The organism is Roseateles sp. P2_H4, from assembly GCF_056403315.1.
On the sequence record NZ_JBFUFR010000058.1, the window covers coordinates 1 to 23,649 of the forward strand.

The following is a 23,649-nucleotide window of genomic DNA, read 5'->3' on the forward strand; positions in this document are numbered from 1 at the left end:
GCCCGGCGAGGCCACGCACTACAGCGTCAAGCTGCCGGCGGACCGTCGCGAACGCGCGCGCCTGCTGGCGCCGGACATCAAGCCCACGTTCACGGCCGCCGACCTCGCCAGCGCGGGCGCCCTGCCCTCGGAAGCCGCGCGCGACCACGAAGGAACCATGGCCGTCATCGAACTGCAGAACGGCCCGAAGAAGGCGCCCACCGTGCTGCTGGGCACGCAGAACTTCTGGGTCGTCACGCGCTACAACTGGTCGGCCTATTACGCGCTGGCCGTCATCGAGCTGGGCCAAGCCGTGAAGGCGCGCAAGCTGCAATCGCGATGAGCACGCTGAGGCCGCGCAAGCAGCCGACGCAGCCCCGCGCCGTCGAAACGGTGGCCTGCATCCTCGAGGCGGCGGCCCAGATCCTCGAAGCCCAGGGCTTCGAAGCTTTCAACACCAACGCGGTGGCCGAGCGCGCCGGCGTCAGCATCGGCTCGCTCTACCAATACTTTCCGGGCAAGGACGCGCTGCTGATCGCACTGATGCAGCGCGAGAAGGAGAGCTTTCGCGACGACGCCCACGCCGCTCTCGAACAGCACACGGGTCGCGCGGCGCTGCAGCACCTCATTGGCGCCGCCGTGCGTCAGCAGCTCAACCGCGCCGAACTGGCCCGCCTGCTGGACCTGGAGGAAGAGAAGCCTGCCACCCGCCAAGCGCTGGACGGCAAGAGCGGCTTCAGCGAGCTGATCCGCCGCGTCCTTGAAATGCCAGGCCTGCCGGCCCAGGCCGACATTGCGCACGCGGCCGACGATGTCGGCCAGCTCATCCGCGCGCTGACCGACGCCGCCGGCCTGCGTGGCGACCACGACGCCGTGGCACTGGAAAAACGCATCGTCGCGGCCGTCTTCGGCTATCTGGGCGCCGCGCAAATGTGAGCAAGCGTGCCGACCGGGCCGCCATACCCGGGAGGCTGCCCATGCGAGTAGCCCAAAGGCGCTCCAAAACCGACGATGGAGGCTCAGCAAATCCTCTGAAGCCTTCCATGACCACAACACTCGCCCCCATGAAGCTCAACCACCTGAGCTTCCCCTCCCTCGACCCCGCCCAGACCTCGGCCTTCTTCGTGAAGTACCTGGGCTTCACGCGCTCGCCGGCCGGGGCCTTCTGGATCCTGAAACGCCCCGGCTTCGATGTCGTCATCGAGAACGGCAGCGGCGCGCCGCCGGACTGGCCCCAGACCTTCCACGTCGGCTTCGAATTGCCGACGCGCGCCGACGTCGAGACGCTCTACGCCACGATGGCAGCCGACGGCGTGGCCATGGAGACTGAGGTCATCTCCCACGAACGCGGCTCGCGCTTCTTCTGCCGCGCGCCGGGCGGCGTGATGTTCGAACTGAACACGCGGGCCGACGCGGCCGAGGCTTACCGAAGCACGTTTGACTAATACGGACCGGGCATCAACACGCCTGCCTCGACCGAGATGAAGTAAGGCGCCACGGTGGGCCAGGTGGCCAGGTTGTATTGCCCGCCGGCCGTGCGTTTTTCGACCTGCAGGCTGCGAAAGGTCAGCGGCTTCTTGGCCTGCACCGTCGTCGGCGCCAGCGTCGGCTTGAGGAAATAGGCCCGGCCGGTGCGGCCGCCCAGGCCATCGTCATTGCCCATGACGGTGGCGACGTCGCCATCGACGACGACGGCCGTCTGCTCGTCCACGCCGATGCCGCGCAGCGCCTGCCAGCCGGCCCAGCCATCGGCCGACAACCGGGCCAGGAAGGTGACGAGGCGGCCCATGCGGTCGCGGGCGACGAGGTGGGCGTCGGTGATGACGTTCGCCATCAGCGGCAGCGCATTCAGGAAGCTGCGGTCCAGCGTGACGCTGCGGTCATAGGGGTTGGCCATGGCGGTGGCCGACGACACCGACTGGTTGGCACCCGAGTAGTCGAACTGCCCGAGCACCGCCAGACCGGCGCTGGTGCCGCCAAAGGGCACCTTGCGAGCGACGGCGGCCTTCATCGCGGTCTCCAGCGGCGTGCCGGCCCATTGGGCGATATAGGTGGACTGGTCGCCGCCGGCGATGAACAGCACGTCCGCCCGCGCCACCAGGTCCAGCACCTCGGGTGCGCTGGCGCCGGCCCGCGTCTTCAGCACGATGGACTCGACCGAGTCGACGCCGTCCATGGCCATCAGATAGGCGTTGTAGCCGTCGGCGCCCGAGGTGCGCAGCACGACGACATCGACCTTGGCCGCCGTGCCGCCGCGGGCCTTGGCGATCATGGCGCGGAAGGCGTCGTCAACGTCGATGCCGCCGCCCATCAGTACCAGCTGGTTGCTTGCCGGCGGCGGCGGCAGCGCATCGGCCGCGTTGCCGCTGCGGTAGACGTCGTAGTCCTTGTTGCCGGCCGTGGCCTTGGCGCCGCTGCCGGCACTGCCGCCACCCGCGGCAGCGGCCAGGCTCACGCAGAGCAGGCCCAACGAGACGGCGCGACGGGTCCAGACTTCCAGACGCTTCTTCATGTGATCTCCCCGGATATTGGCCGGGCGAGTGTGGCAGCCCCGGCCTCAGAAGGCCAGTTCGGCCTCGGCAGTGGACGCCTCCTCCACGGGCGGGCCTTCCGGCCCCGAGCTGGTGGGGCTGCGGTCCAGCCAGTAGCGCTGGCGCAGCTCGCGCTCGCAGCTCGACTCGCCCGTGCCGCTCTGCCAGCGCCAGGCCCCGCAGGCCGGGCTGGCCACGATCGCAATGCCGGCCGCCTGGTAGCGCGCCAGCACCGGTGGCGCCGGGTGGCCGAAGCGGCTGCGGTAGCCGGCCTGCACCAAGCCGACGCCCGGCGTCACGGCGGCCAGCAGCTCGGCACTCGACGAGGTCTTGCTGCCATGGTGAGGCACCAGCAGCACGTCGGCATGCAGATCCGCCTCGCGCTTCACGAGCTGCCGTTCCTGCTCGGCCTCCAGATCGCCCGCCAGCAGCACGCGCCGACCCGAGGCCGACGTGATGCGCAGCACGCAGGACAGGTCGTTGGATTTGAGCCCGGCGTCGTAGCTGGCCGGGGTCGGGTGCAACAAATCGAAGCGCACCCCATCCCAGTTCCAGCCCTGGCCAGCCTCGCAACGCAGAGCCGTCGGCCCGGCGCTCAACAAGGGGTGGCCGGGCTCCAATGAACTGCGCAGTTCGCCCACGGGCAAGGCCTGCATCAGCGTCGCGGCGCCGCCGACATGGTCGCTGTCGCGGTGGCTGAGCATCAGCATGTCCAGCCGCTGTACGCCCAGGCGCCGCAGCAAGGGCAGCAGCACGCGCTCGCCGGCATCCGCGCCGGGTGCGTAGACGGGGCCGGAGTCGAAGAGCAAGGCATGCCCGCCGGTGCGGATCAGCACCGCGTTGCCCTGGCCGATGTCGGGCGCCAGCAACTCGAACTCACCGGGCGGTGGCTGCGGCACGGCCGGCCACAACAGCGGCAGCGTCATCAGCAGGCCGGCGGCACGCAGCCGCCACGGCAGCCTCAGCGCGATCAGCACGGCGCCAGCCAAGGCCAGACCCTGCGACCACAGCGGCGCCGCCGGCAGCCACCACACCGCCGCGGGCCAGGCGATCAACAGCTTGAGCCAGGCCATCAACCCCTGCATCAGCAGCGCGGCCAACGCCCACAGGGGTGGAAACAGGCCGCCAGCCAGGGCCAGCGGCGTGATGATGAAGCTGATCAGCGGGATGGCGACGAGGTTGGCCAGCAGGCCGACGAGCGAGAGCTGCGCAAAGCAGATCAGGCTCAGCGGCGCGAGGCCGACGGTGGCGATGGCCTGGGTGCGCAGCGCCGCCTTGAAGCGCGCCCACCAGCCCACGGCGTGCTCGCCGCCGGCGGCCGTCAGCAGACCCACGGCCCCGAAGGACAGCCAGAAGCCCGGCTGCATCAGCGCCCAGGGGTCCACCACCGTGACGGCGACGGCCGCGCCCAGCAGCACCAGCGGCCAGGGCCAGCGCAGACCGAGGCTGCGCAGCGCCGCAACGGCCGCCAGCATGACGACGGTGCGTTGCGCCGGCACGCCCCAGCCAGAGAACAGCGCATAGGCGAAGGCCACCGCCACACCCACCCAGCGCGCCGCCGTGGGCGCCGGCCAGCGCAGGCAGAGCCAGCGGCTGCGGCGCCACAGCGGCGCCACGAGGGCAGAGGCCAGCCAGCCGAGCAGCACCACGTGGCTGCCGGAGACCGACAAGAGATGACTCACGCCAGTGTCGCGGAACAGATTCCAGTCGCTGTGGGATGGTTTGAAAGAAAACTCTCTTGAGCTCTCAGAAACTGTCTTGAGCTAGGCAGGTGTCTTGAGCTGGCGGCCCCCTGAGCAGCCCCTTCTGCGATGAGACCCCGAAAGAGTCTTGAGCTATGCCCTCGAAACCCGCGTCAACGCTAGCGGCCGCCACGCGATGTCGGCAAGTCCTAACGAGCCTCAAACAGGGTCGAGGGGGCATGAATTCTGAGTTTCCCTCCGCATACCGACATCCCGAGTGGGCCGCTAGTTTCTCTGCCGATGCCCAGAGATGAAAGCTGACTCGCCCAGCTCCGTCTAGCGACCAGGAATGACAAAGGCGCCCGAATCGGGCGCCTCTGAAGAAATCGCGATGGGCGAATGCTGAGGAGTCAGACCTCCTCGAGCGGGAAGCGCCCATCGGCGGCACGGGCCAAGCCCTCCACAGTCGACAAGTCATCTAGCCACTGCACAAAGTCGTCGCGGCCTGGAATCTCCAGAGAAGAAATCCTTCCCGTCTCGACCCATGCCGCAATCGTGGTGCGCATCTCATAGAACCTGTCCAGCAGCAGTGGCGCTGCAGCCAGCAGACGCGCCGTGTTCATGTCCGGAACGTCACGAGCAATGAAGCGGCCTGACTCGTCGACGACGTCAAAGCAACGGGCGTCGGTCGATGAGACTCGAACGAAAAGCTCTAGAGGGATGCGATTGCCGTCAACGTAGTTCGGCTGGGGGGAAGGTAGGCATTTCTACGTGCACTAGAGTGGGAGAAGCTACGTGTAGGGCCTAGTCCTTAGCCTTGTGTACGGTCTCGCACGCAACCCTCTTAGGCCCATTCGCAGCTTCGGTAGCTCCGACAAACGGTGACCTCCCCTCGGCTGCAGCCTGAAGCTGCTCGTCGCTCCATTGGCGGTACGGTCGGTAGTTCGGACCGGAGGACCCGCAGGCTCCTTGAATTCCTACGATGAAGGCTTCCTCAACGTCCTCGTTCATCTCATGACGAGCGACGATGACGGTGCTCCGCGCAACGAGGGCGACAAAGAAGCGACGGCCTTGTCTTGGAAAATTGGTGTCCCAAACGTCGACCGCCACCGCGGCGGCCGCTGTCGTGAGGGCAAGTACGGTCCGGTTCTCGAGCAAGTCGTCGCTATGGCGGTTGTAGACATCGAGCTCGGCTCCAGCCAACGTTTTCAATTCTGGCTCAAGCTCTTCAGGGAGAAACAGCAGCAACAACTCTGCGTCGACACCTAGCGCGGTGGGCCAGGCCTCTTTGGCCACCTTGTGCGCAGCACCGTGTTGGGCCGAGATGTTCTCGCGCACCCAAGGCAGCATATCTGCCACCAGGGGAAACGTTTCCGATGCTGATTTCAGGTCGAAGGTGTGGGTGATGACAGGCATGATCGAAGCGGTAGTGAGTGACTTCAGGTATTGCCACGGGCATTTATCCGTCCAAGCAGATATCCTGCCCGTGGAAAGACCCAAGTACTTCGTACAAGGGCGCGCACATCGGGTCCATGCGGTCAGCGACCAGCAGCGCATGGGCGCTCCAAGCGTCAAATCGGGCGCGCCCCTCGGCTTGAGCTTCAGGGTGAGCCCGAAGCGCCTCAACGGTGGCCCGGATGTCTTCAGCAGCCCTGCGGCGCCGAGCGACCTCAGCAATCTCCTGCCGCACCTTCTCTCGCTGCGCCTCGATAGCCGCCAGGCGAGCAGCTTCCCTCGCCTGTGCGCGTCGCTCCTCTTCCGCTCGCTCCAGCGTGGCCGCTTTCAGGCGCTCTTCGAAAAGGAGCTGCATGTGCGCTCGAAAAGTTAGCTCCGCCCTTTTCAAAAGGGCCTCGACGATTGCCGGCAGCTGCTTTTCAAGCCGGCCTTCAGCGCCGTCCATCCACTCTTGAACGCCTTCAGGAGATTTCACGCTCCCGACGGTAAGCGTGGTCGCCATGACCTTCCTGCGCTCGCGACCTTGAAGTTCAGACGACGGCTCCACTACCCTGAGGTTCATCGTGACCGCCCCGAAATCAAGGTGAAGGACAAGTCGGTGCACGGTCCCGACGCCGCGAATCCACTCTTCCTCAGGCCGCACTTCGTGCTTACCGTAGAGCGGTGTCAGCGCCCTAGCCAAGCTGTTGAAGATGCGCAGCTGCCGCTGAAAAGCTGGCGTATCAAAAAGCGGCTTCTCCCAACCACCACTTTCAGCCTTCAGCCTGCGTCTAGCTTCGGCTGCCAGCACGCGACCCAATGCCGGGTCCGAGGTCTCCAGGTCTCGGCAGGCTGTTACCTTGCCGACCTGCTTGAGCGCAAACGACACTTGCTGGTCAACCTCCTCGGAGAACGCCGGCGGTTGCAGCGGGTCGCCAGCGACTGGTACGGCGTGAACGTACCGCCAGCGCTCCTCTCCTATCAACACTGCGTTGGCCTGGCCAGGCAACCGCATCGGAAGCGGCAGACGGCGACCTTCGCCACCTGCAGCCGCCCTTGCCCAGTACCCTGCCGGGGGCGCTGGAATCCGCGCTTTTTTGCAGTGCTTCCCGATGGCGACATCTGATACGCCGAACTGCTTGGCCAAGGTCGTGCGCGGCTGAGACCACACGAGTTCATGCAGCGCCTGGCGGGTCAGCGTCGTAGCCATCGAAACACTCCTTCCTATTCCAATGAAGGAGATCGTTTTAGCTCAGGCGATGGGACATCTCCATCTTGCTCAGCTGGGTCCTGACCGGAAACACGGCATCAGCGCCACGTGGAACTTCTCAGTTCTCACGAGAGGTACGGTGAAGTCTGAAAGGAAGCACCAGACCAGCAGACCTTCAGCTGAAGGCCTGAAAGGCTGAAAACCATGCTGAAGTGGACGTCATGGTGCGTGCAGGCGGAGCCACGGGACGGGCACCGGCAAGCTATTCGTCAGGAGGAGGCGTACCATCGACTCCGAGAGCAATCTCCCTGCTTTTCCTCCCTGAGCAGGAGCTTCGGCGCGATGACAGCGAAGAGGCTTTGCCGCCCCGGCCATGTGCCGGGGTTTTTCTTTCTGAGGACAGAGCCCCACCTCAGATGCCCTGGGGCGTGCACAGCGGCTATGAAGACGAAATGATCGCCTACGGGTACCAGCACGAAGGTCTCAACGACCTGCTGGAGACAGAGATCAAGTGTCAGAAGTCTGATGTCGGCGAAAAGATTAAGGCCATCACGTCCGGTGCCGACGCCGCGAGACGCCTGATCGAATTGGTCGCAGCCAGGGCGAGATTCCCCCTCGGGAAATCGTCGACAAATGGGTTCCGCTGAAGGGCCAGCCAAGAGCGGACAAATCAGCCGCCATGCGGGGAGACTTCGGCACCAGAACGGTTTCTTTCATGGCGCGCGGCACGCGATACCTAGCTGCCGTCTGGCAGGCGGGCATGGCCCCAGGGAGGCGGAGACGCACTCACCAAGACGAGCAAAATGATTGCAGAGGCCACCATCATGGATCTCTACAACGACCCAAAGGTTGTGCCTTCCATCGCGCTGAACCACCTGTACCCGGAGGATGCAGACGCCGACTGGTCGAACCTTTAACTAGATTCGCGGGCGCAGCTTGGCCTCGGGCACCGGCCGGGGTGACCCTCGCATGGGATCGACTGAAGAGGTCGGTCCATCCGAGGCAGGATGAGCGGCAGTAGCCTTGCGAACATCGCGCGCCACATCGAGCAATCGTTCGTAGATGCGCTTGCCTAGACCTGCCTGGCTGACCGGCAGTCCAGCGGCGTCGCGCTGGTCGACGAGGTTGCGCCCCTTCCATTCGTAAGCTCCCTTGCCATCGGGTCCCGAATTGAAGAAACGCTCGTAGTCCATCCCGGCCGCCTTCATCTTTGCGTGGGCGGAGAGCATGTGATTCAGCGTCTCAGAGACTGATGCGATGAGCAACCGCAGCCGGATGCGCTGATGGTTGTCCCAGTTCATCTTCGGCTCAGGTGTCCCGGAAACCACCAGCGCAGGGTTGCCAAAGCGTCGAACAAACTCCCTGCCTGCATCCCTACCGTAGTCTGCGAGCTGCTTTATCCGCTCACGAGGCATGTTGAGGTTGAGCCCTCCCTCGTTGGCTGTCAGTCGGATGACGGCGATGCGGTCGCGGTAGCCAGGCAGATGCGACAGGGCTTCGTGGTTCCAATCCTTGGCAACGTTGAGTAAAGCACCAAGGAAGCCAGCTATAGATCCAAATCCTGAATTACCAATCTCTCGTCGGTTGACCAGAATCCCACCACCGTTGCTGGTCGGCATGTAAACACGCGGCTGACATTCGTCCTCAGCTGTGCCCAGATCCAGGCCGAACGTTGGTCGAGCAGGCACTGGGCTGTCAAAGAAGTGGATAGGAAAGTTCGAGCTGACGCCACCGTCGGTGAACCAGCACCGCTTCGGGCATCCTTGCGGTGCGCCATCTCTGAAGTCAAACGAGTAGAGCGGCACGGCGCTTAGAAGAATGGGAAAGCTCAAGCTCATGCGCACCGCGACGACGACGGGAAGGTCGGCAGGCTCTGGCAAGCGGCAAAAGCCCTCGAAGTCAGCCTGAGCGAATCGGGGAGTCAATTCCTCCGCTGCGAGGGCTCGTTGGTGTGCGCACATCCAACGAACAAGATCGGCCGGGAAAAGCTTCTCAAACTCGTCGCGCCGGAAGTAGAACTGACGGTTCTCCTTGACCACCTCGTCATCGCGAAAAGGCAGCCTGAAGGGCCTACCCATCGTCAGGCAGGTCGTCATCACCTGCAGGTCCACGCCGCACTTCACCAAATCACCAAACGTTAGCGGCTTGCATCGGTCCAGAGGCATCGGGCGCGACCCTGAAATCGACGTCTCCCCGCTGAGCGTGTCATAGAACTCGGTCAGCCATACGGTTAGCGCCTCCCCTCTGGTTTGCTTGCCATTGGGCATGCCGGTGCAGATGCCGAAACCGTTGAGCGGCAGCCTGCGCACTAGAGTCAAGACGACCTGGCCGAGCGCGAACGTCGTCGCACAGATCAATCCAAGCGCCGCCGCCGAACCAAGCGCAAGCACGTTCCTCATCTCCCACGGAGTCGTCCAAAGCGCCACGCTGCCCAGCAAACCGCCTGCAATCGCAGCAACCCAGAACCTCAGCAGCAGACCTCCCCAGAGGCTCCAGACCAACCTGGCGCCCGACTTCCCCAAGAGACCTTTCGCCAACGAGAACACGCTGCCCAAGCCTGCGCTCGCCTGAAAGAACGCCTCCAGCTTGTTTGCCGCGCCCTTTGCTGGGCTTCCTAGAAGTGTCGGGAGCTCGGCCAACTCCTCGAAGTCCTTGTGGTCCTCGCTGAGCAGCCCGGCCTTGCGGCGCTGTCGGCCTACCTCTGCCGCCGCTACTGCAGCGGCAGCAATCGCACCCGCGCTGGTTCCACCAATGCTGCGTAAGCGGAAGGCTTTCGCGATTTCCACGATGGCTAGGGGATAGACCACACCGCTCGTGATGCCGCCTTTCATGACGAGATCACACTCGTCAACGAACGCTTGCCTCCTGACTTGAACGGCGGGTGGCCCCGCCGTAGCTGCGCCAGCGTTTGTCATGGCCTGCTCCCTTTTCGACCTTGCCGAAATCTACAGCGTTGTTGTCTGGGCACCTACCAAGGACCTCATCCAACTTGACTAGCGTCCTTGTTCACAAACCAACAGCGTAGGCGCATGCTTTCGGCCTCCTGAGCAGCTCTACATGGCCTCTATGAACCGTCACTTTCAGCGCGACTATCCGAGCGATTGGGATGTGCCTTCCGCGGTTTATGCCCGTCTAGACCACGTGGAATTACCAACGCCTGGCGAGTGGACCGTTCTGCTGGCGTTCGACGCGGTGGACGCGCGGTGGTTTGCCACCCGCGCGATGACGGATACACGGTTCGACCTGGACCATCCTGATTCGGCCATAGCAGAGCAGGCAGCGAGACCCATCAAGCCTCTCTTGTCCGGCCAAGGTGTCAGCCTCTTTGACGATGCCCCTCTATTCCGAATCGAGGTCGAACATCCCATCGGGCAGGACCTCTTCGGCTATGGCACACCGGACTTCGTCGACACCGGACGCTCGGACACCGGCCTCGGAGCTCTGGAAGATGCTTGGTTCGCCTTCGACCTGGGGGCTGACCAGGTTGACGGTGCAAGTGCGGCAGCTGTCTATCCGACCCTCTTCGGCCAGGCCAGAAGCGCCTACCTCAAGGGAACGATGCCTTCAGTTCAGCAGGGCAAGGCGCTGTCGGGCATCTTTTCACTTCTCAGCTTGCCGAGCATCTCCACCCCTCAGTTGGAAAGCAAGCTTTCCGTCGCCAAGGCGGACTTGCTGGCGGTCTATGACGTAGGTCAGGGAAACAGCAACGCTCTGCTCGAGGAGAACCTGGGGCAAGCCGCGCCAACGCTCTATTTCGACCTCGGCGCTGGCGTCTATCGGAACCAGCACACCACACCACCAAATCTCGTGTTCTGCTTCACCTACACGCCTCCAATCGTGTTGTCGCACTGGGATGCCGACCATTGGGCCGGAGCGTTCGCGAGCTCGACGGGTGGTTCGAACCCGTACCCAGCACTTTTACAGGACTGGTACGCGCCGCTGCAGACCGTCGGGCCAGTACACGTCGCCTTTGCTCATCAGGTGATCGCCGCTGGTGGCTCGATGTCCACCTACACCGCCTCGGCAGGGACCGTGGGCACGGCGGGCCTTGGAGCCACCAGAGAGCTACGCTTCGTGCTGGGTTCAGGCACCGACAGGAACAACACCGGCATCGCTGTCGCGGTTGAGGACACCTCGCTCGGCCCCCCTCGCAGCTGGCTGCTCACAGGCGATTGTGACTACAAGTACTTCGTGCCGCACCTCAACCCTGAGCCGCCGGTTGGGCTTGTCGTCCCTCACCACGGAGCCGACTTAGCCAGTGGGGTGGCGGCCCCATCGCCGGTGGCTCTGCCAAACGGCTACTGCCGAGTTCTGTATTCGTTCGGCGCCGGGAACAAGCACGRAAGAAAGCAACACCCGACCGCCGCGGGTATGAACCTGCATGTCATGCCGGGTTGGAATCACGGCGCATGGACAGCCGCGGCACCCGGAGCGGGGGTTGCTGGAGGCGACGTATTGGCTACCGAGACGCACGGCGCTCTGGGAGCTTCTGGAACAAAGCTTGGAGGGTGCCTTGTCGGATGGGATCACGCGCCGGCTCCTGTTGCTGCGCCTTGCGGAGGTTCAGGGCCGGTCTACTGCACGATCTCGCCGATTCAAGCTTGAACGAGAACCAAGCAGTGCTTGTGCGGTCTCCCGGCGTGTAAGTCGGGGGGCCGGGGCCAGTCAGACTGCTTGGCCTAGAGGCTACTAATCGTCGTCTCCCGAGGGCTATGAGTTTCCCCAAAGCTTGCGAAGCTCGTCCTCTGTTCCGTTGAACCAATCTCGATCGCAGCGGCCGATGCCGGGCACATCGTGCGGCAGGTCTCCCGCTGCGCCATCGGTGTATTGCCACATGGTCCATCGACTCCAAACCTTTGGAATCAGCGGTGGCTGACCATAGCGAGCAAACCAGAGCCAGCAATTCGATAGCTCCGTTTGCGACGGCGAGGTGATGCCGGCTGCGGTTAGAGCCTCCTTGATGGTGTGGCCGGAGTACAGGCCCGGATAGCGGCCGGTGCGGGTGAATATGTGGTGCACGAACTGCTCCGCCTCCAGCAGCGACATGTCGTGCCCCTGAGGGTTGGATTCGAAATCCAGGACGAGCAAGGACGTGTCGCCAACGTTCGACAGGAAAAACTCGGCTTGCGCGACGGGGTCCCCGGCGGTTCCAAAATGATAGGCACCAAAGAGCAGGCCGGCGTTCTTCGCGCGCTTCGCATTGCCTGCAAACGTCGGGTCCTTAAACGAGAAGCCTTGAGTCGCCTTCTGAATGACCCCAAGAACTCCGGCATTGGCGACCTTTTCGAAGCTCGACACCTTGTTATGGTGCGAGATGTCGATGACTACGTTGAGCATGTTCATAGACTTCTCTACTTTCCGAAAGCGCCTGTGGACTCCGACGCAGAACCGAACTTCAGGCCTGCGAGCGCGAACGGAGAGTTGTTCCCGTTCTTTTGTCCGCCCTGGCCGCCGATAGTCAAAACCAGCCATAGGTCCTTGCTGACCATGAGTTCACCGCCAAGCGCTAGCTTGCGGGACGTTTCGGACCCGCCAGTGTCGAACTTGGCATGCTGGACGCTGAACTCTGCGCTCACGTTTCGCTTGTCGGAGCCGTACTTGTAGCCAATGCCCAGAAGGTCTCCGCGGCGAAGCTCAAACCCGCGTGCGTCCGTCGTGCTCGCCACCTCCTCCCGGTTGGTTCGCCTGTAGTGAAAGAGGGCCTGAGACCGGTTCTCCTTGGCCATCTCCGCCAAGTCCTTTCCCATGTCGTCGCCATCTAGGTTGAGGCTGTAGGTCGTCCACAGTCCCGCTGCACCCTTGTGAGTGCCGCCACCTCGGTTGTGAACTGCCTGCGCAAGGCCGGCGGTCCAGCGAGTGCTGTTCCAGGTCGCCGTCTTGAACTTCGTACGACAGTCGTCGTACGCATCGGATAGCCGCCTGGTGGCGGCAATCATCAGCGGCCCAGGCTTAGGACCCACCTTCTTCGCTACAGAGCCGCCAGCGGCCTCTCCATCGGCCGTCTTATCGGACTTCTGCTGCTCGTTCAAAGTCTCTTGAACCCAAGCAACCCCATCGGCCGAGTTGATGGTGAGCTCGTTCTTCACGGCTTTGTTGAAGCAGATGCTCAACGCTTCAGACAACCGAGGGTCCCCGTCATCGAAGAAGATGAACGAGGCACCTCCCGACAATCGCGTGATGTTGCCTCCACCAGTGACGTCTTGCTTGATCGCACCGAAGGAGAGCTGCGCATTCGAAAGAACGCGGACGTCGAGGTTTTCCTTGTAGGTCTTGAGGGTAGTCTTAGCACCAAACGCCAGCATGTACGGCGCGATGTCGAAGCCCACGCCCTTCCCTAACTTCTCCTTGTCCGACAGCCCTTGAACAAGCGAAACCGCCAAGTCTCGAGGAGCCTTCGGTTGCAGAATCGTCTCCGGCGTCGCGCCTAGGACTGAAAACGCCGGGGTCGTCGGAATTGACATGTCGACCAAGTAGTTCTTGTAGTCCGCGACCGCGGCAGCTCCCTTCTCGTTGAGCTTGTCCTGCACACCTTTGATTTGTTGGGCAAGAAATGGATTCGGCTGACCACCATCAGCCTCGCTTGCCTTTCCTTCCGGAGCTGCTGCGGCGATCTTGGGGCTAGTTCCCCCAGGCTTCGCCGCTGCATCGGCAGCGGCTCCTGCAGCGCTCGCCGTGCTGAGCTTCGCAGCTGGAATGGTGATTTGGAAACTGCCGTCCGGCAGCTTCTTTACCTCTGGCGGCTTTGCGAGCCCCGTAATGACCAAGGTCACATCTCCTTCCGCTGCAAGAGCTGTGGCGCCAAACAGGCCGACCATTGCGGCGATGAGTAGGCGCCTCATGGCTGCACCTGAATCTGGATGGAACTGACGAACGTAGCAGCCGCTGCCGCCTCGCTCAGAGTGGTAATCATTGGCGACGCCTGACCACCTTGGATGAGGAAGGAATCTGCTGAAAACTGGGCCGGGTTTGTGGACGCGCCGATGCCCCCGACGGCGACCACGAACCAACCGTCTCGGTCTACCCACTCCGCGGGCAATGGATGCAAATCGTCGACCTCGTCAGGGTCGTCAGCCGTCACGAAAGCGATCGCCTTAGAGAAGTTCAGGTCTGGCGGCACCATTGCTATGGTGTACGACGCGCGATTGGTAAACCCGATTACCACCCTCACTTGTGGTGTCGGTCCGCTCCTATGCAAGGTCATGACTGGAATTGCCACGGTTCGCTCCCCGGGGTTAAGAAATCTTTTGCTCGACAGTCGGCTTTACACTCTCGCCCGACTTCCCAAGCAGGTACGTCGCCGTGCTGGCGCCCACCAGCGCCGCCCAGCTCTTGTCGATATTGGCCACCGAACCGTAGGTAATGAGCTCGGCCCAGACGACATAAAGCACCAGGCCGTTTAGGATGGCCGACTGAACTCGATGAAGGGCAAAACCATCGCCATCCTCAAAGAAGTCACGGATAAAGCTAGAGGCGTTTGGATTGCTAGCCTCTTTGAACCGGTCTATCAACGCGCTAGCCCCTGTGCCGAGACCAGTTGCCGCGACCATGAAGGCAAGGCCGCCGTCGGCGACCGACGGCAAAACCCCGGTGTGAAACAACATCAGGATGATTGCTGCACTAGTCGTCAGCACCCAGCACGCCAGCACCAGCCTCGATAAGCTGTAGCTGAGCTCGCCACGCTTCCGGTCAGCCAAAGCTCTTGATGAGCGCCACACTATCGCGAGCAAAACCAAACAAAGCATCAGCGCGCCGAACCCGATCGCAGGGCTACCTCCGCCGATGCGTAAGGGAATCTTTTCAGGAGCCACCGCCACTTCGGCGTCACCTCCGCCAAAGCCAACCCAAACTGCCCGATCCGCGCCATCGCTCCACGCTCGTTGCAGCAACTCGTTCCAGTTGGATATCGAAGATGCCGGCCGATCAAGTCTGAATCGCACGAGCAGGCGTCCGCCCTCGATGAAGCGTCCAGTAGATGCAAGGCCTTGGATTGGAAGATGGTCCAAGAACAGGACGGGACCGCTGGTTGCACCGATGCACTTCGCAAGCTCGCTTCCGAGCTTCATGGACAAAGTGAGCTCTTGCCGCGGAGCCAAGGCAGTCTTGGTCACTCTCAGATCTACGTCGTCCACCGCACCTGCAGTGGCCTTTGCCGTCCGAAGAAGCAAAGTCTCCATCTGGCACCCTGACGGAACAAACGTACCTGCGGTCGGTGCAGATCCAGCTATGGACGGGGGCTTTAAGTCGTTCGCCGGCAAGGAGTCCTTAGGCTTGGTTGCACCGGCAGCAGCCGCGCCCTTCTTTTGTGCATCCAGGACAGCCTGGACATCGATCGCTTGCGCCCAGACCGAGCCTCCCACGGCAAGTGCGCAGATCAAGCCAATTGAGCGGAGGCAGAACATGGTCGTGCATCGTGGTGCCCGCTCTCAAACGCGTCATCCCAAATTTTGATGAGCGACCGACGGGAACTGTGGTTGCGGTTCTGTCACGTAGCGTCCGCTCGGACCACGAGCTAGTTTCAGGTCAACGTTGGCACCAGGAGTTATCACTACCGAGTACCGATCGACGCCGGCTATTCGAGAACCGCACTGACATACAGCGCCCGCGCGGCAGCACTAGCTTCGCGTGCGGCTCGCTCACCTGCAAACGCGGTGCGAGCATGGCGACTGCCGATGCCGCTTGATTCTCAGCGTGCGAATCGCCTAGAACGGCAGTGCTGGCTTGGCTTCGGTGCTGTCCAATGGACGAAGGAGAAAGGCTATGACCTCTTTGAGAGTCGCAGAGCAAGCCAAAGCCCGTGCAGCGCCAACGACTTCCTTCTCGTGTTGTTCTTCGAGCAGCAAACGTTGAAGCGCGATAGCCATCAGAAACTCGAGAGCTCCCTCCCCGGCCGGCTCATGAATTCTCTTGAGCATGCGAAGTAGGATGGCGCGCATCCGGCTACTCGCCGCGTTATCCATACGGTAGTCGAGCTCGGACGGGAACGCATTGCGCAGCAACGCCGCCTGGATCACGCCGTCGTTGAACCGCGCAAAGTTCTCAGGGTCGAGAAGCACGTGGCGAAAGCTCAACGAGCTCAGCCGCTTCTCAGCATCGACATCTTTGTCCTCTCGCGCCCTCTGCAGCAGCAGGCCGACAGTGCCGAGCACGCTTGCCTGATGAGCACCTGCCTTGTAGGGCTTTCCGGCCCAATAAGCGTAGCCTGGTCGGAGTTCTAAAGCATTCGCGGCCTGGTCGCCCCATGGCAGGAGAACGCTTGCCTCTATAGGCTCATTCTGACCAAGCAGCCCAGCGCGACGCTTGAGTGGCTCCGGAATCTGGGATGCATCGAAAGATGGATCGTAATATGTATGCGCTTCGTCGCTGAAGCTCCGCCCCAACTGCAGACCGATCGCGAGCCTCTTGTAAGCCGTGAATTCATGCTTCACCGGCTTGGCATGCTCAAGGTTCGGTCCGAGCGTCTTGGTCTCTTCTCTTGTCTCGGTGACCTGGATTCCCACGACGTAAAGACGAGGCCCATCGTGCAGGTCTCTAAGTGCTCGGCTCGTCTCAAGCAGCTGCGACCCCTTGCCTACTACGGCAGCGCACACTAAGACGCCGTCGGTCTTTGCGAGCCCCAGAGATTCAACTTCCGAAGCAGCGTTGACACGCAGCTCGAGCTTCGGGAACTGGTCAGCGCAGAGCTTCTGGATCAGCAACGCCAATTCACGCGACGCCGGATCGTCCTGGTGAAGGATGACCCGAGTTGCGGCACGAACACGCAGTCGCAGCTGACTCCTCAGCCAGTTCTGGAAGTCTGGGTCCTTGACCAAGGCATGTCCGTCGACGTAGAGCGCCCGCGGCGGCGCGGATGGAACCGGCGGACGGCGCCAGGCGTCGAAAACCCCTGCACCGGCCAAATCTCGAAGAATGTCCGTCTCAGCGGTCTTGTGGTGAACCTCTGAAAGAAGAATCTTCTTCGCGGGCTCCGGCTGAGGCAGGAAGTTTTCGCCGTCCATCAAAATGCAAAGCTGCGGCGGCCCCTTTGACTGAGTGCGCATTGGCCGCTCAATCGCAAAAAGGGCCCCGTCTTCGTACTGGGTGACCGGCAGCGCCGTAAGCAGCGTCACCACGTCCTCCGCGTTCGCCCGCTTTTCCTGTACCCAGCGCTGGTGCATCGACATGGATGTCGATGCTGAAATGACGCAGATGGCAGAGCGCGGTGGCGGACGATCGACCTTGGCGATGCCGCCATAGGAGTGAAAGCTCTCGACCGTCAGGTACGTTGGGACAGCCCGCCCCAACGAAATCAGCTCCTTCAATGCGTAGGCCACCGGCGCGATCGCCATGGTGTCGATGAACAGGTAGCGCAGCTCGGTCGTCAGATTCAGCCGCTTCGGCCCGAGCTTACGCAACAAGGCAAAGCCCACGAACCCGACAGCTGCGGAGCTGCTCAAGGCAATGTCCGGCTTCAGAAAAAACTCTTCGCGCTTGCCGGAGGGCTTCTGATACGCATATCCGGCCGGAGCTGACAGCACGACCGTCTCCGCCTTGAACAGCGACGCAAGCCCTGTCGCGAGCACGTCTTGCAGCTGACTCTTTAGCAGGTCGGCAAATGCCTTAGCAAGGCTTCGGTCGGCAGTCTCCAGGCGCCGCACAGTCAGCCTTCCGGACTTGACGTCGAACGCCGCCGTCAGCAGGCTTGCGCGCCCGCGGAAACGCATCCACTCGTTCTTGGCGCTATCCCCTGTCAGCGCAAGCTCTAGCTCATCCGACTGATCTACGTGGACTATTGCAACGACATCGGGCTGAACCGGCCGCTTTGACAGTGATAAGAGCAGTTCATCTACAGCCCCCTCAACCATAGGCCCCGGCGGCTTGTAGACGACGGCCATCTGCGGACAGTACGCGTTGTCTCTCTCCAGAGCGTGCTGGAAGACGAAAAATGCATTGGCGCCTAGCATCGTCAACTCACCCTGAAGCAGACGGTATAGCCGGTACCGGCGATCAGAGGTGCCGATTGGCCCTTGGGGCGCCTTGGCTTAGGCACGAAGTCCGACTGAGCAACTCCGGTCGAAAAGTCCTGGTACAGGCTCATGCGGCCAGTCCGCAGGGTCATGAACGCATTGAGCTTTCCCATCGCGCTAACCGCCGTCGACAGGCCTACACCAGCGCTTTGAACCGACTTGGTAGTGGCATGTTTTTCGAAGCATTCGCGTACGGCGGCGAGCTCATCACCCACAGCGAAGTCCGCGTAGCTACGTGCACCGCTCTTTCTCGAAAGCCATCTCAGCCCCATGCCTGGGCCGGTGTCAAAAACGCTCAACTCGATGAAGCGGATGGGCTTGGCCGTGCCAGCGATTTTGGGCACATCTTCCGGGCCCAGCTGAGCTCTGGTCCGCCCCCCCACCACGGCGGACTTTGTGAGATAACTCTTAAGCGGCACATCGTCACCGGCAAGATCAACTAACTCCTTCGGGTGGTTCACCGAGGTCAGCTTGACGGAGATCCCTCGAACGCCTGCCTGGTATCGCTTTCCCGACACGTCGTATGCGCCATGCTGGTCCGTGTTTAAAAACAGTTGATAGACGAGCGAGCTGAGCAGGCCCAGCTGAACGGCGTCCAGCTGGTTGACGAGCCCGCCGCCCATCGTTTGAAGAAGGTTCTTGAGGAGCTCTAGGAAATCGGAAATGCCTCGCACCGAGTCCGCCGCGCTCTTGGAATAGAGGGTGTTGAGAAACTCGCTGCGTGCGCCGGCGAAGCAGACCAACGCCACAGCTTGACCTCGAACTGTTGAGCGCAGGTCACCCCCGTCCATCGCCTGCACCATAGGCGCTACAGCCTGCAGAGCCTCAAAGCGGCTTTGAGCAATCTGGCCAGACTCCACCCTTTCGGCAAAGTAAAGGGCTGTCATACCAGGCAAGGTTCTGGCGAAGCGATTCTGCGTGTCTACCGACGTGCCGTAGGGACGCGCCAAATGGATGACCCTGTGGGTCTGACCCTGAGCCCAGGTGGCAATAGCCTGTACTGCCTGGGGCGCTGCCCCGAGTGCACCACCGTGACTAAGCTTCACCGGCATCCAAAGAGGCTGCTCCCCTCCTTGTTCCAATGAAACGAGGAACTCGTCGATATGCGCCGGCAGTGCGTTTGTCGGGAACTTCAGCACGGTGTTCTGGCCCGCTTCAATAGAGCCGCCGGCAAAGGCGACCAGCAACTCGTGTTGGAGCCACAGCCCCAACAGGCCGTCCTACCCACTCCAAGCTCGTTCCACGTTACCACGCCACCATCCGCGGCCTCCCCAACCGCGGGCGGCCTAGCTAGGTCCAGGCTGTTGTGAAACGCGAGGCCGCGCAAAGGGCCCTTTTAGCGCGACGCACCCTCACGCTCAGAGCCCGTCCCGGGCGGCAGTCACCGCCTGGTATCGCTCGTCTATCGCTTGCGCGAACTCTGCAAAGCTCAGCCCCAGCGCCTCGTGCGGCCCTCTGCAAATACTGTACATTCATACAGCCATTTCGCAAGACTTCTGCATGCCGTCTCGCTCGGGCGACTGCGTCGCAGCGATTCCTGCCGCTCAGCTTGTGCACTCCGACAGGCCGCCCGCTCTCGGCCCACAACATTCGATCGCGAACGGCCGAATTTGGCTCCGTCTGACAGGCTCGCCCATACCGAGCGGGCCGGCGACCGATCGCCACAGAGACAGCAGCCGCAAGTGCGCGCCGTCGCATGCCTCGTCATCCTCGCCGGCGTGTGCGCCTGTGACCTGCGAAACTGGCCATAGAGAGTCAGGCAGCCAAAAATCAGCACCTAGCTGTGCGACATATCAAGTGCCGCGTCTAACGCGCTCAAGCCGTGGCACCTATCCGATATAGCGAGCCGGATGTCGTTGGGCTTGACTCCTCCGCACTGCGAAAAAGAGTGCATCAAGAACGATCTAGAAGGGCCGACGTGCTGCAATCTCGAGATGTGATTAACGAGTTTTCTAAGGCTCTGGTCGATGGCCGCGGGGCTATGTTCGTTGGGTCGGGGATATCGACCCCCTCTGGCGTGCCAGGATGGGCTGACCTACTCCGGGACATGGCCGAAACACGGCTGAGCATCCAGCTGAGTCCCGACGACGACCTCCCGTTGATCGCCCAGCACATCGTCAATCGAACCAACAATCGGGCTCCGCTTATCGCCCATTTTCGCGATGTGCTGCAGAAAACCTACGCTCAAAACGCGTATCACGCCATCTTGGCCAAGACCAACGTCAAGTGCGTTTGGACCACCAACTACGACACCCTGATTGAGGAGGCATTTCGATCCCAGTTCAAGGTAACGGTGCGTGCTTCCGACGAAGCTATCTCACGCGGTGGAAGGACTCCGGACATCGAGGTGGTCAAGATGCACGGCTGCATTGAGCAGTCCAACGCCAACGACTTAGTTGTCACACAGGAAGACTACGAAGACTTCTTCGAGCAACGACCTGCGACCGCTCATCGACTCAGACAGGATCTTATCGACCGGCAGTTTCTCTTCATCGGCTATTCCTACGCCGACAGCAATATTCGGAACATCGTGGTGGAGGCGCGCAGGCTGGGAAAGCAAGCTCTCCGCCAGCACTACATCGTCCTTCGACGGGTAAAGCAAGGCGCGAAAGCGGAGATTGCTGCGAAGCAGGCGCGCCAAGACCTCTGGCTGAACGATCTATCCCGCGTAGGCATCGCCGCATGTCAGATCGATGAGTTCTCGGAGCTGGAGCAAATCCTGCAAGGGATTGCGCTCCGCTCAAGGGGCCAGACTGTCTTTGTGACCGGATCGCATGAGCGAGACAGCACTGCCGCGGCGAGCCATCCTAGATCCGTTGGCGCGAGGCTAGCCGAAGTAGAGGGGCTGGTCCTTCTCGATGGCCAGTCGACAGGCACCGGTAGAGATGTGACGTCGGCATACATGGAGACATGCTTGCGCAACCGGGTCGACATCCTTCACCGCTTGCGGCTGTTCTCGAACCCGTATGCGGCAAATCCCAGCTTCTCGAACGACGCGAAGCTTCTGCCGGCGCTTCGGGAGTGGCGCGCTCCGCTGATGAGGGCTGCACAAGTTGTCATCGTGTACCCGGGTGGCATGGGTACGGAGGCCGAAGTGCAACTCGCGAAGGATGTCGGATGCTTGCTCCTCCCGGTTCCTGAGCAAAAAGGTGATCTGCCCTCGCGCATGTTGGAGGACCCGCGGATTAGCGCAGCGCTTGAAGCGGCCGACCCGGCCTATGTAGCCAGAGCGCGCAGCCACTGCGTCACTCCAGAAGATGTCGTCGCGTGCGTTCAGAGGATGATTGCGCAATGAGCGATAGGCGCATCGTTCACATTTCCGCCCCGTCGCGTTCGTTCAGTGCCGGCCCCGGGTGCCGCACTTTGGTCATGGCGCTTGTTGGGGCCAGCCATCCAAGGCAGATCGACGAGCAGGCGAGGAAGATCTATGCGCTCGCCGCATTGCCCGATGGACCGGAAATCATCAGCGACTTGAGCCTTGTTCAGCCTGAAGCGGGGTCKCCGCTGTGGCGACGCGTGTTGCAGGAGACGCCCGCCGCTGCCGCTTGCCTGCCTATCTACAGCGTGTCGCAAACCGCCGACGGGCGAATCGATCCCAGCGAACTGCTCGACGTCGCCATCGAACAGATGGAAGGTGGAGTGGGCCTCCTTACGATTCATCCGACACCGAGCAGGAAGAATCAGGAACTGGCTGCCAGACGGCTTGTCCCCTGCACATCGCGCGGCGGAGGACTGGTTATCTCAGACGCGGAGAGTCGAGGCTGGAAAGAGGAGAACGTATACCTCCAGATCCTTCCTCAACTCGTGGCGCACGCCAAGCGAAACGGTACGGTGTTAAGTCTGGGTGCCGCCTACAGATCAGCGAACATCTTTGATTCCGGGGACAGGGCTCAGCTCGCAGAAATTGACGCACAGGCGCAACTCGCGCGCGAGATCAGCAGTCAAGGAGTAGGCGTGATCATCGAGTCGCCCGGTCATGCACGACCAAAGGACATCAAGCGGATCGCTGTCCCGTTGCGCGCCACCGGCTTCCCGATCATGCCGTTGGGCCCGATACCAACTGACACCGCCATCGGTCAGGACCACATCTCCAGTGCTATAGGTGCCACGCTTCTCGGGCTGGAGGGATGCGCCCACATTCTCGCGGCGGTCACGAGAGAGGAGCACACCGGCGGTATTCCAAGCTTGGAGTCCACGATCGAGGCGGTTGCCGCGGCGCGTGTGGCGGCTCGCGTGATTGACCTCGACCAGTTAGATGATGACGAGCCGGATCTGGCTGTCGCGCGTACTCGTTCAAGTGGACGAACTTGCGTAGTTGGCAAAAACAGCCACGGTTGCGACCGCTGCGTAAAGGCCTGTCCACTTTGAGCAGCTGCCGTGTGGCGCGATTTAGCGTTCACCAAAGAGCTCTACACCTCAAAGTTGTGGGCATCACTGCTTGCCAATCAGGGGATGGAATCTGTTGCGCAGCGCAGTCTCTAGCGTCGGAGCGATTAGGTCGTAATTCTTGACAGGCAGCTGGAACGTATGAAGTCGGAAGCTTCTGGATGCCATAGCGGGGCGAGCCTTCAACTTCAACGCGAAGGTAGTTTTGTTCAGCTCGAGGTTGATGTGCTCTAAGACGCGGGCGCCAACCTTCTTTGACTTCCCCAGGTACAGCGGCATCCAATCCGGCAACGTACGGTGCTGCGCGATGCGCTTCTTTTTCAGATTCGGAGTGAAGCTCTTCTTGAAGTCTTCGTGCTCCCATTCTTCGCGAAGAGCATTGACCCAAGCCGAGAGTTCCGTTGGTCCGCCAGCGGTAGAGACGTCGATCCGATACAGGCCAGGGTAATTGTGTTGGGCAATTGTGGTCTCGTCGGACAGCGGACAAATCAGCGGCATGTCCAGTTCTGCTGCAATCTTCTCGAAACCTGCGAACAGGACAGTCAGCTGGTTGTCTATCTCAAGTATTTGCTGCATAGGGAGTTGCATCGTGATGGCTATTTACCGTAGCCGCAAAACGTGGTCGTTGTCGCCCTTCTTCACTTCAACGACCACATCCATCGCCTTCACCATCTCGGCAAAGTTGGCGTATCCGTGGTCCTTGGTATCAAACGTCGAGTCCAGACGCTTGATCATGTGCCACGTCGCGGCCTTGTTTACCCAGGGCTCGCCTTTGGACTCGGACAGCAGGCGCACTGCCCTGCGCAGCATGTCAGCGGCAGGATTTGCCGGCGCTGCCGGCGCAACTGCAGCTTCACCAACCGGCATCACATCCTCGGGCGGAGGCGGCGCAATGAGCGCGTCGTAGTAGCGAAACTCATTGCAGCTCTTAGCCCAATGTCGGTTGGTGCTCTTGCGGTTGCCGATGCCAATCAAGGTGCGACCAGCCGCCTTAATTTTCTGGGCAACTGGCATGAAATCACTGTCGCCGCCGATGACGATGACCGTGCGAATGTGAGCAAAGCGCCCGATGTCCTCGGTGGCGTCAAGGCACAGCTTGATGTCAGCGCCATTCTTTGCGGCTGCGCCTGGCGGAAAGAGTTGGATGAGCTCAACTGCACTCTGCAGCAACGCATCTCGATACCGACCAAAGAACTGCCAGTTCCCGTACGCTCGATTGATAGCAACTGGCCCGAAGGACGCGCTCAGCTCAACGAGGGCTTGAACGTCAATCAATGGTTCCTGCGGCCTAAAGCGGTTGTCCTGCTTGGCGTAGGTCCCGTCGCCATACTTGGCATCAATGAGGCCTGCATGCAGATTCTCAAAATCCCAGTACATCGCGACGGAGCCGCCGTTGTCGTCATGGTCTCGGCCCATGTTCGCCC

20 protein-coding genes and 1 pseudogene are annotated in these 23,649 nt (G+C 61.8%); 7 read left to right on the plus strand and 14 right to left on the minus strand.

All coding sequences use genetic code 11. From position 1 onward, the window contains the following. The 3 genes from AC1DW3_RS28205 to AC1DW3_RS28215 form a co-directional block, all read left to right on the plus strand. Positions 1-322 (plus strand): lytic murein transglycosylase (locus AC1DW3_RS28205; RefSeq protein WP_477937173.1); only part of this gene is annotated, 322 nt, incomplete at its 5' end. Then, positions 319-915, plus strand: coding sequence for a TetR/AcrR family transcriptional regulator (locus AC1DW3_RS28210; RefSeq protein ID WP_477937175.1), 597 nt, complete (start codon positions 319-321; stop codon positions 913-915). The genes AC1DW3_RS28205 and AC1DW3_RS28210, both read left to right, overlap by 4 nt. A gap of 107 nt (positions 916-1,022) precedes the next feature. Next, a complete protein-coding gene (locus AC1DW3_RS28215) occupies positions 1,023-1,424 on the plus strand; it encodes a VOC family protein (RefSeq protein ID WP_477937177.1) in 402 nt (133 codons plus the stop codon). On the opposite strand, the gene AC1DW3_RS28220 is transcribed toward AC1DW3_RS28215, so the two are convergent. The 5 genes and pseudogenes from AC1DW3_RS28220 to AC1DW3_RS28240 all read right to left on the minus strand — a co-directional run bounded on the left by AC1DW3_RS28220 (position 1,421) and on the right by AC1DW3_RS28240 (position 6,836). After that, positions 1,421-2,491, minus strand: a complete 1,071-nt coding sequence (locus AC1DW3_RS28220; protein WP_477937179.1) for a cyanophycinase — start codon at positions 2,489-2,491, stop codon at positions 1,421-1,423. The two genes, AC1DW3_RS28215 and AC1DW3_RS28220, sit on opposite strands and share 4 nt — an antisense overlap. A gap of 45 nt (positions 2,492-2,536) precedes the next feature. After that, positions 2,537-4,216 (minus strand): annotated as a pseudogene (locus AC1DW3_RS28225) (DNA internalization-related competence protein ComEC/Rec2); the annotation flags it as partial. Positions 4,217-4,602: 386 nt separating this feature from the next. After that, positions 4,603-4,815, minus strand: a complete 213-nt coding sequence (locus AC1DW3_RS28230; RefSeq protein ID WP_477903540.1) for a hypothetical protein — start codon at positions 4,813-4,815, stop codon at positions 4,603-4,605. Between the two features lie 181 nt (positions 4,816-4,996). Further along, positions 4,997-5,608, minus strand: coding sequence for a hypothetical protein (locus tag AC1DW3_RS28235; RefSeq protein WP_477937181.1), 612 nt, complete (start codon positions 5,606-5,608; stop codon positions 4,997-4,999). Between the two features lie 43 nt (positions 5,609-5,651). Next, positions 5,652-6,836, minus strand: coding sequence for a hypothetical protein (locus AC1DW3_RS28240; RefSeq protein ID WP_477904246.1), 1,185 nt, complete (start codon positions 6,834-6,836; stop codon positions 5,652-5,654). Between the two features lie 416 nt (positions 6,837-7,252). Between AC1DW3_RS28240 and AC1DW3_RS28245 the strand changes: the two genes are divergently transcribed. Beyond that, the gene (locus tag AC1DW3_RS28245; RefSeq protein ID WP_477937183.1) at positions 7,253-7,483 is read left to right on the plus strand and encodes a hypothetical protein; all 231 of its coding nucleotides are present in this window, start codon (positions 7,253-7,255) and stop codon (positions 7,481-7,483) included. A 270-nt stretch (positions 7,484-7,753) separates the two neighbouring features. On the opposite strand, the gene AC1DW3_RS28250 is transcribed toward AC1DW3_RS28245, so the two are convergent. Further along, a complete protein-coding gene (locus AC1DW3_RS28250) occupies positions 7,754-9,667 on the minus strand; it encodes a hypothetical protein (RefSeq protein ID WP_477937185.1) in 1,914 nt (637 codons plus the stop codon). Between the two features lie 235 nt (positions 9,668-9,902). Between AC1DW3_RS28250 and AC1DW3_RS28255 the strand changes: the two genes are divergently transcribed. Next, positions 9,903-11,441 carry a ComEC/Rec2 family competence protein gene (locus AC1DW3_RS28255; protein WP_477937187.1) on the plus strand — a complete coding sequence of 513 codons (1,539 nt, stop codon included), beginning with the start codon at positions 9,903-9,905 and terminating at the stop codon, positions 11,439-11,441. A 105-nt stretch (positions 11,442-11,546) separates the two neighbouring features. On the opposite strand, the gene AC1DW3_RS28260 is transcribed toward AC1DW3_RS28255, so the two are convergent. The 6 genes from AC1DW3_RS28260 to AC1DW3_RS28285 all read right to left on the minus strand — a co-directional run bounded on the left by AC1DW3_RS28260 (position 11,547) and on the right by AC1DW3_RS28285 (position 19,050). Continuing rightward, positions 11,547-12,179, minus strand: a complete 633-nt coding sequence (locus tag AC1DW3_RS28260; RefSeq protein ID WP_477904254.1) for a glycoside hydrolase family 25 protein — start codon at positions 12,177-12,179, stop codon at positions 11,547-11,549. 8 nt (positions 12,180-12,187) lie between these two features. Continuing rightward, complete coding sequence (locus AC1DW3_RS28265; protein ID WP_477904256.1) at positions 12,188-13,675, minus strand: hypothetical protein; 1,488 nt, start codon at positions 13,673-13,675, stop codon at positions 12,188-12,190. Further along, the gene (locus AC1DW3_RS28270) at positions 13,672-14,037 is read right to left on the minus strand and encodes a hypothetical protein (protein WP_477937189.1); all 366 of its coding nucleotides are present in this window, start codon (positions 14,035-14,037) and stop codon (positions 13,672-13,674) included. Before AC1DW3_RS28270 ends, AC1DW3_RS28265 begins: the two co-directional genes overlap by 4 nt. 31 nt (positions 14,038-14,068) lie before the next feature. Further along, complete coding sequence (locus AC1DW3_RS28275; protein WP_477937191.1) at positions 14,069-14,899, minus strand: hypothetical protein; 831 nt, start codon at positions 14,897-14,899, stop codon at positions 14,069-14,071. A 636-nt stretch (positions 14,900-15,535) separates the two neighbouring features. Further along, positions 15,536-17,707, minus strand: coding sequence for a hypothetical protein (locus AC1DW3_RS28280; RefSeq protein WP_477904262.1), 2,172 nt, complete (start codon positions 17,705-17,707; stop codon positions 15,536-15,538). A 71-nt stretch (positions 17,708-17,778) separates the two neighbouring features. Continuing rightward, complete coding sequence (locus AC1DW3_RS28285; RefSeq protein WP_477904264.1) at positions 17,779-19,050, minus strand: hypothetical protein; 1,272 nt, start codon at positions 19,048-19,050, stop codon at positions 17,779-17,781. An 836-nt stretch (positions 19,051-19,886) separates the two neighbouring features. Here AC1DW3_RS28285 and AC1DW3_RS28290 point away from each other — a divergent pair. After that, on the plus strand, positions 19,887-21,134 hold the full coding sequence (locus tag AC1DW3_RS28290; protein ID WP_477904081.1) for an SIR2 family protein: 1,248 nt from the start codon (positions 19,887-19,889) through the stop codon (positions 21,132-21,134). Further along, complete coding sequence (locus tag AC1DW3_RS28295; RefSeq protein WP_477904083.1) at positions 21,131-22,207, plus strand: phosphomethylpyrimidine synthase ThiC; 1,077 nt, start codon at positions 21,131-21,133, stop codon at positions 22,205-22,207. Before AC1DW3_RS28290 ends, AC1DW3_RS28295 begins: the two co-directional genes overlap by 4 nt. Positions 22,208-22,270: 63 nt before the next feature. Here the strand turns inward: AC1DW3_RS28295 and AC1DW3_RS28300 are convergent, their stop codons facing one another. Both AC1DW3_RS28300 and AC1DW3_RS28305 read right to left on the minus strand, forming a co-directional pair. Next, positions 22,271-22,813 (minus strand): hypothetical protein, encoded by a 543-nt coding sequence (locus AC1DW3_RS28300; RefSeq protein WP_477904085.1) that lies wholly within the window; start codon positions 22,811-22,813, stop codon positions 22,271-22,273. Positions 22,814-22,825: 12 nt separating this feature from the next. Further along, complete coding sequence (locus tag AC1DW3_RS28305; protein ID WP_477904087.1) at positions 22,826-23,641, minus strand: NYN domain-containing protein; 816 nt, start codon at positions 23,639-23,641, stop codon at positions 22,826-22,828. Positions 23,642-23,649 lie beyond the last annotated feature (8 nt).

Bases quoted from the DNA above. Each gene is read 5' to 3' on its own strand.
- AC1DW3_RS28210 (WP_477937175.1), top strand. From the start codon at position 319: ATGAGCACGCTGAGGCCGCGCAAGCAGCCGACGCAGCCCCGCGCCGTC.
- AC1DW3_RS28215 (WP_477937177.1), top strand. From the start codon at position 1,023: ATGACCACAACACTCGCCCCCATGAAGCTCAACCACCTGAGCTTCCCC.
- AC1DW3_RS28220 (WP_477937179.1), bottom strand. From the start codon at position 2,491: ATGAAGAAGCGTCTGGAAGTCTGGACCCGTCGCGCCGTCTCGTTGGGC.
- AC1DW3_RS28230 (WP_477903540.1), bottom strand. From the start codon at position 4,815: ATGAACACGGCGCGTCTGCTGGCTGCAGCGCCACTGCTGCTGGACAGG.
- AC1DW3_RS28235 (WP_477937181.1), bottom strand. From the start codon at position 5,608: ATGCCTGTCATCACCCACACCTTCGACCTGAAATCAGCATCGGAAACG.
- AC1DW3_RS28240 (WP_477904246.1), bottom strand. From the start codon at position 6,836: ATGGCTACGACGCTGACCCGCCAGGCGCTGCATGAACTCGTGTGGTCT.
- AC1DW3_RS28245 (WP_477937183.1), top strand. From the start codon at position 7,253: ATGCCCTGGGGCGTGCACAGCGGCTATGAAGACGAAATGATCGCCTAC.
- AC1DW3_RS28250 (WP_477937185.1), bottom strand. From the start codon at position 9,667: ATGAAAGGCGGCATCACGAGCGGTGTGGTCTATCCCCTAGCCATCGTG.
- AC1DW3_RS28260 (WP_477904254.1), bottom strand. From the start codon at position 12,179: ATGAACATGCTCAACGTAGTCATCGACATCTCGCACCATAACAAGGTG.
- AC1DW3_RS28265 (WP_477904256.1), bottom strand. From the start codon at position 13,675: ATGAGGCGCCTACTCATCGCCGCAATGGTCGGCCTGTTTGGCGCCACA.
- AC1DW3_RS28270 (WP_477937189.1), bottom strand. From the start codon at position 14,037: ATGACCTTGCATAGGAGCGGACCGACACCACAAGTGAGGGTGGTAATC.
- AC1DW3_RS28275 (WP_477937191.1), bottom strand. From the start codon at position 14,899: ATGAAGCTCGGAAGCGAGCTTGCGAAGTGCATCGGTGCAACCAGCGGT.
- AC1DW3_RS28280 (WP_477904262.1), bottom strand. From the start codon at position 17,707: ATGGCCGTCGTCTACAAGCCGCCGGGGCCTATGGTTGAGGGGGCTGTA.
- AC1DW3_RS28290 (WP_477904081.1), top strand. From the start codon at position 19,887: ATGGCCGAAACACGGCTGAGCATCCAGCTGAGTCCCGACGACGACCTC.
- AC1DW3_RS28300 (WP_477904085.1), bottom strand. From the start codon at position 22,813: ATGCAACTCCCTATGCAGCAAATACTTGAGATAGACAACCAGCTGACT.
- AC1DW3_RS28305 (WP_477904087.1), bottom strand. From the start codon at position 23,641: ATGGGCCGAGACCATGACGACAACGGCGGCTCCGTCGCGATGTACTGG.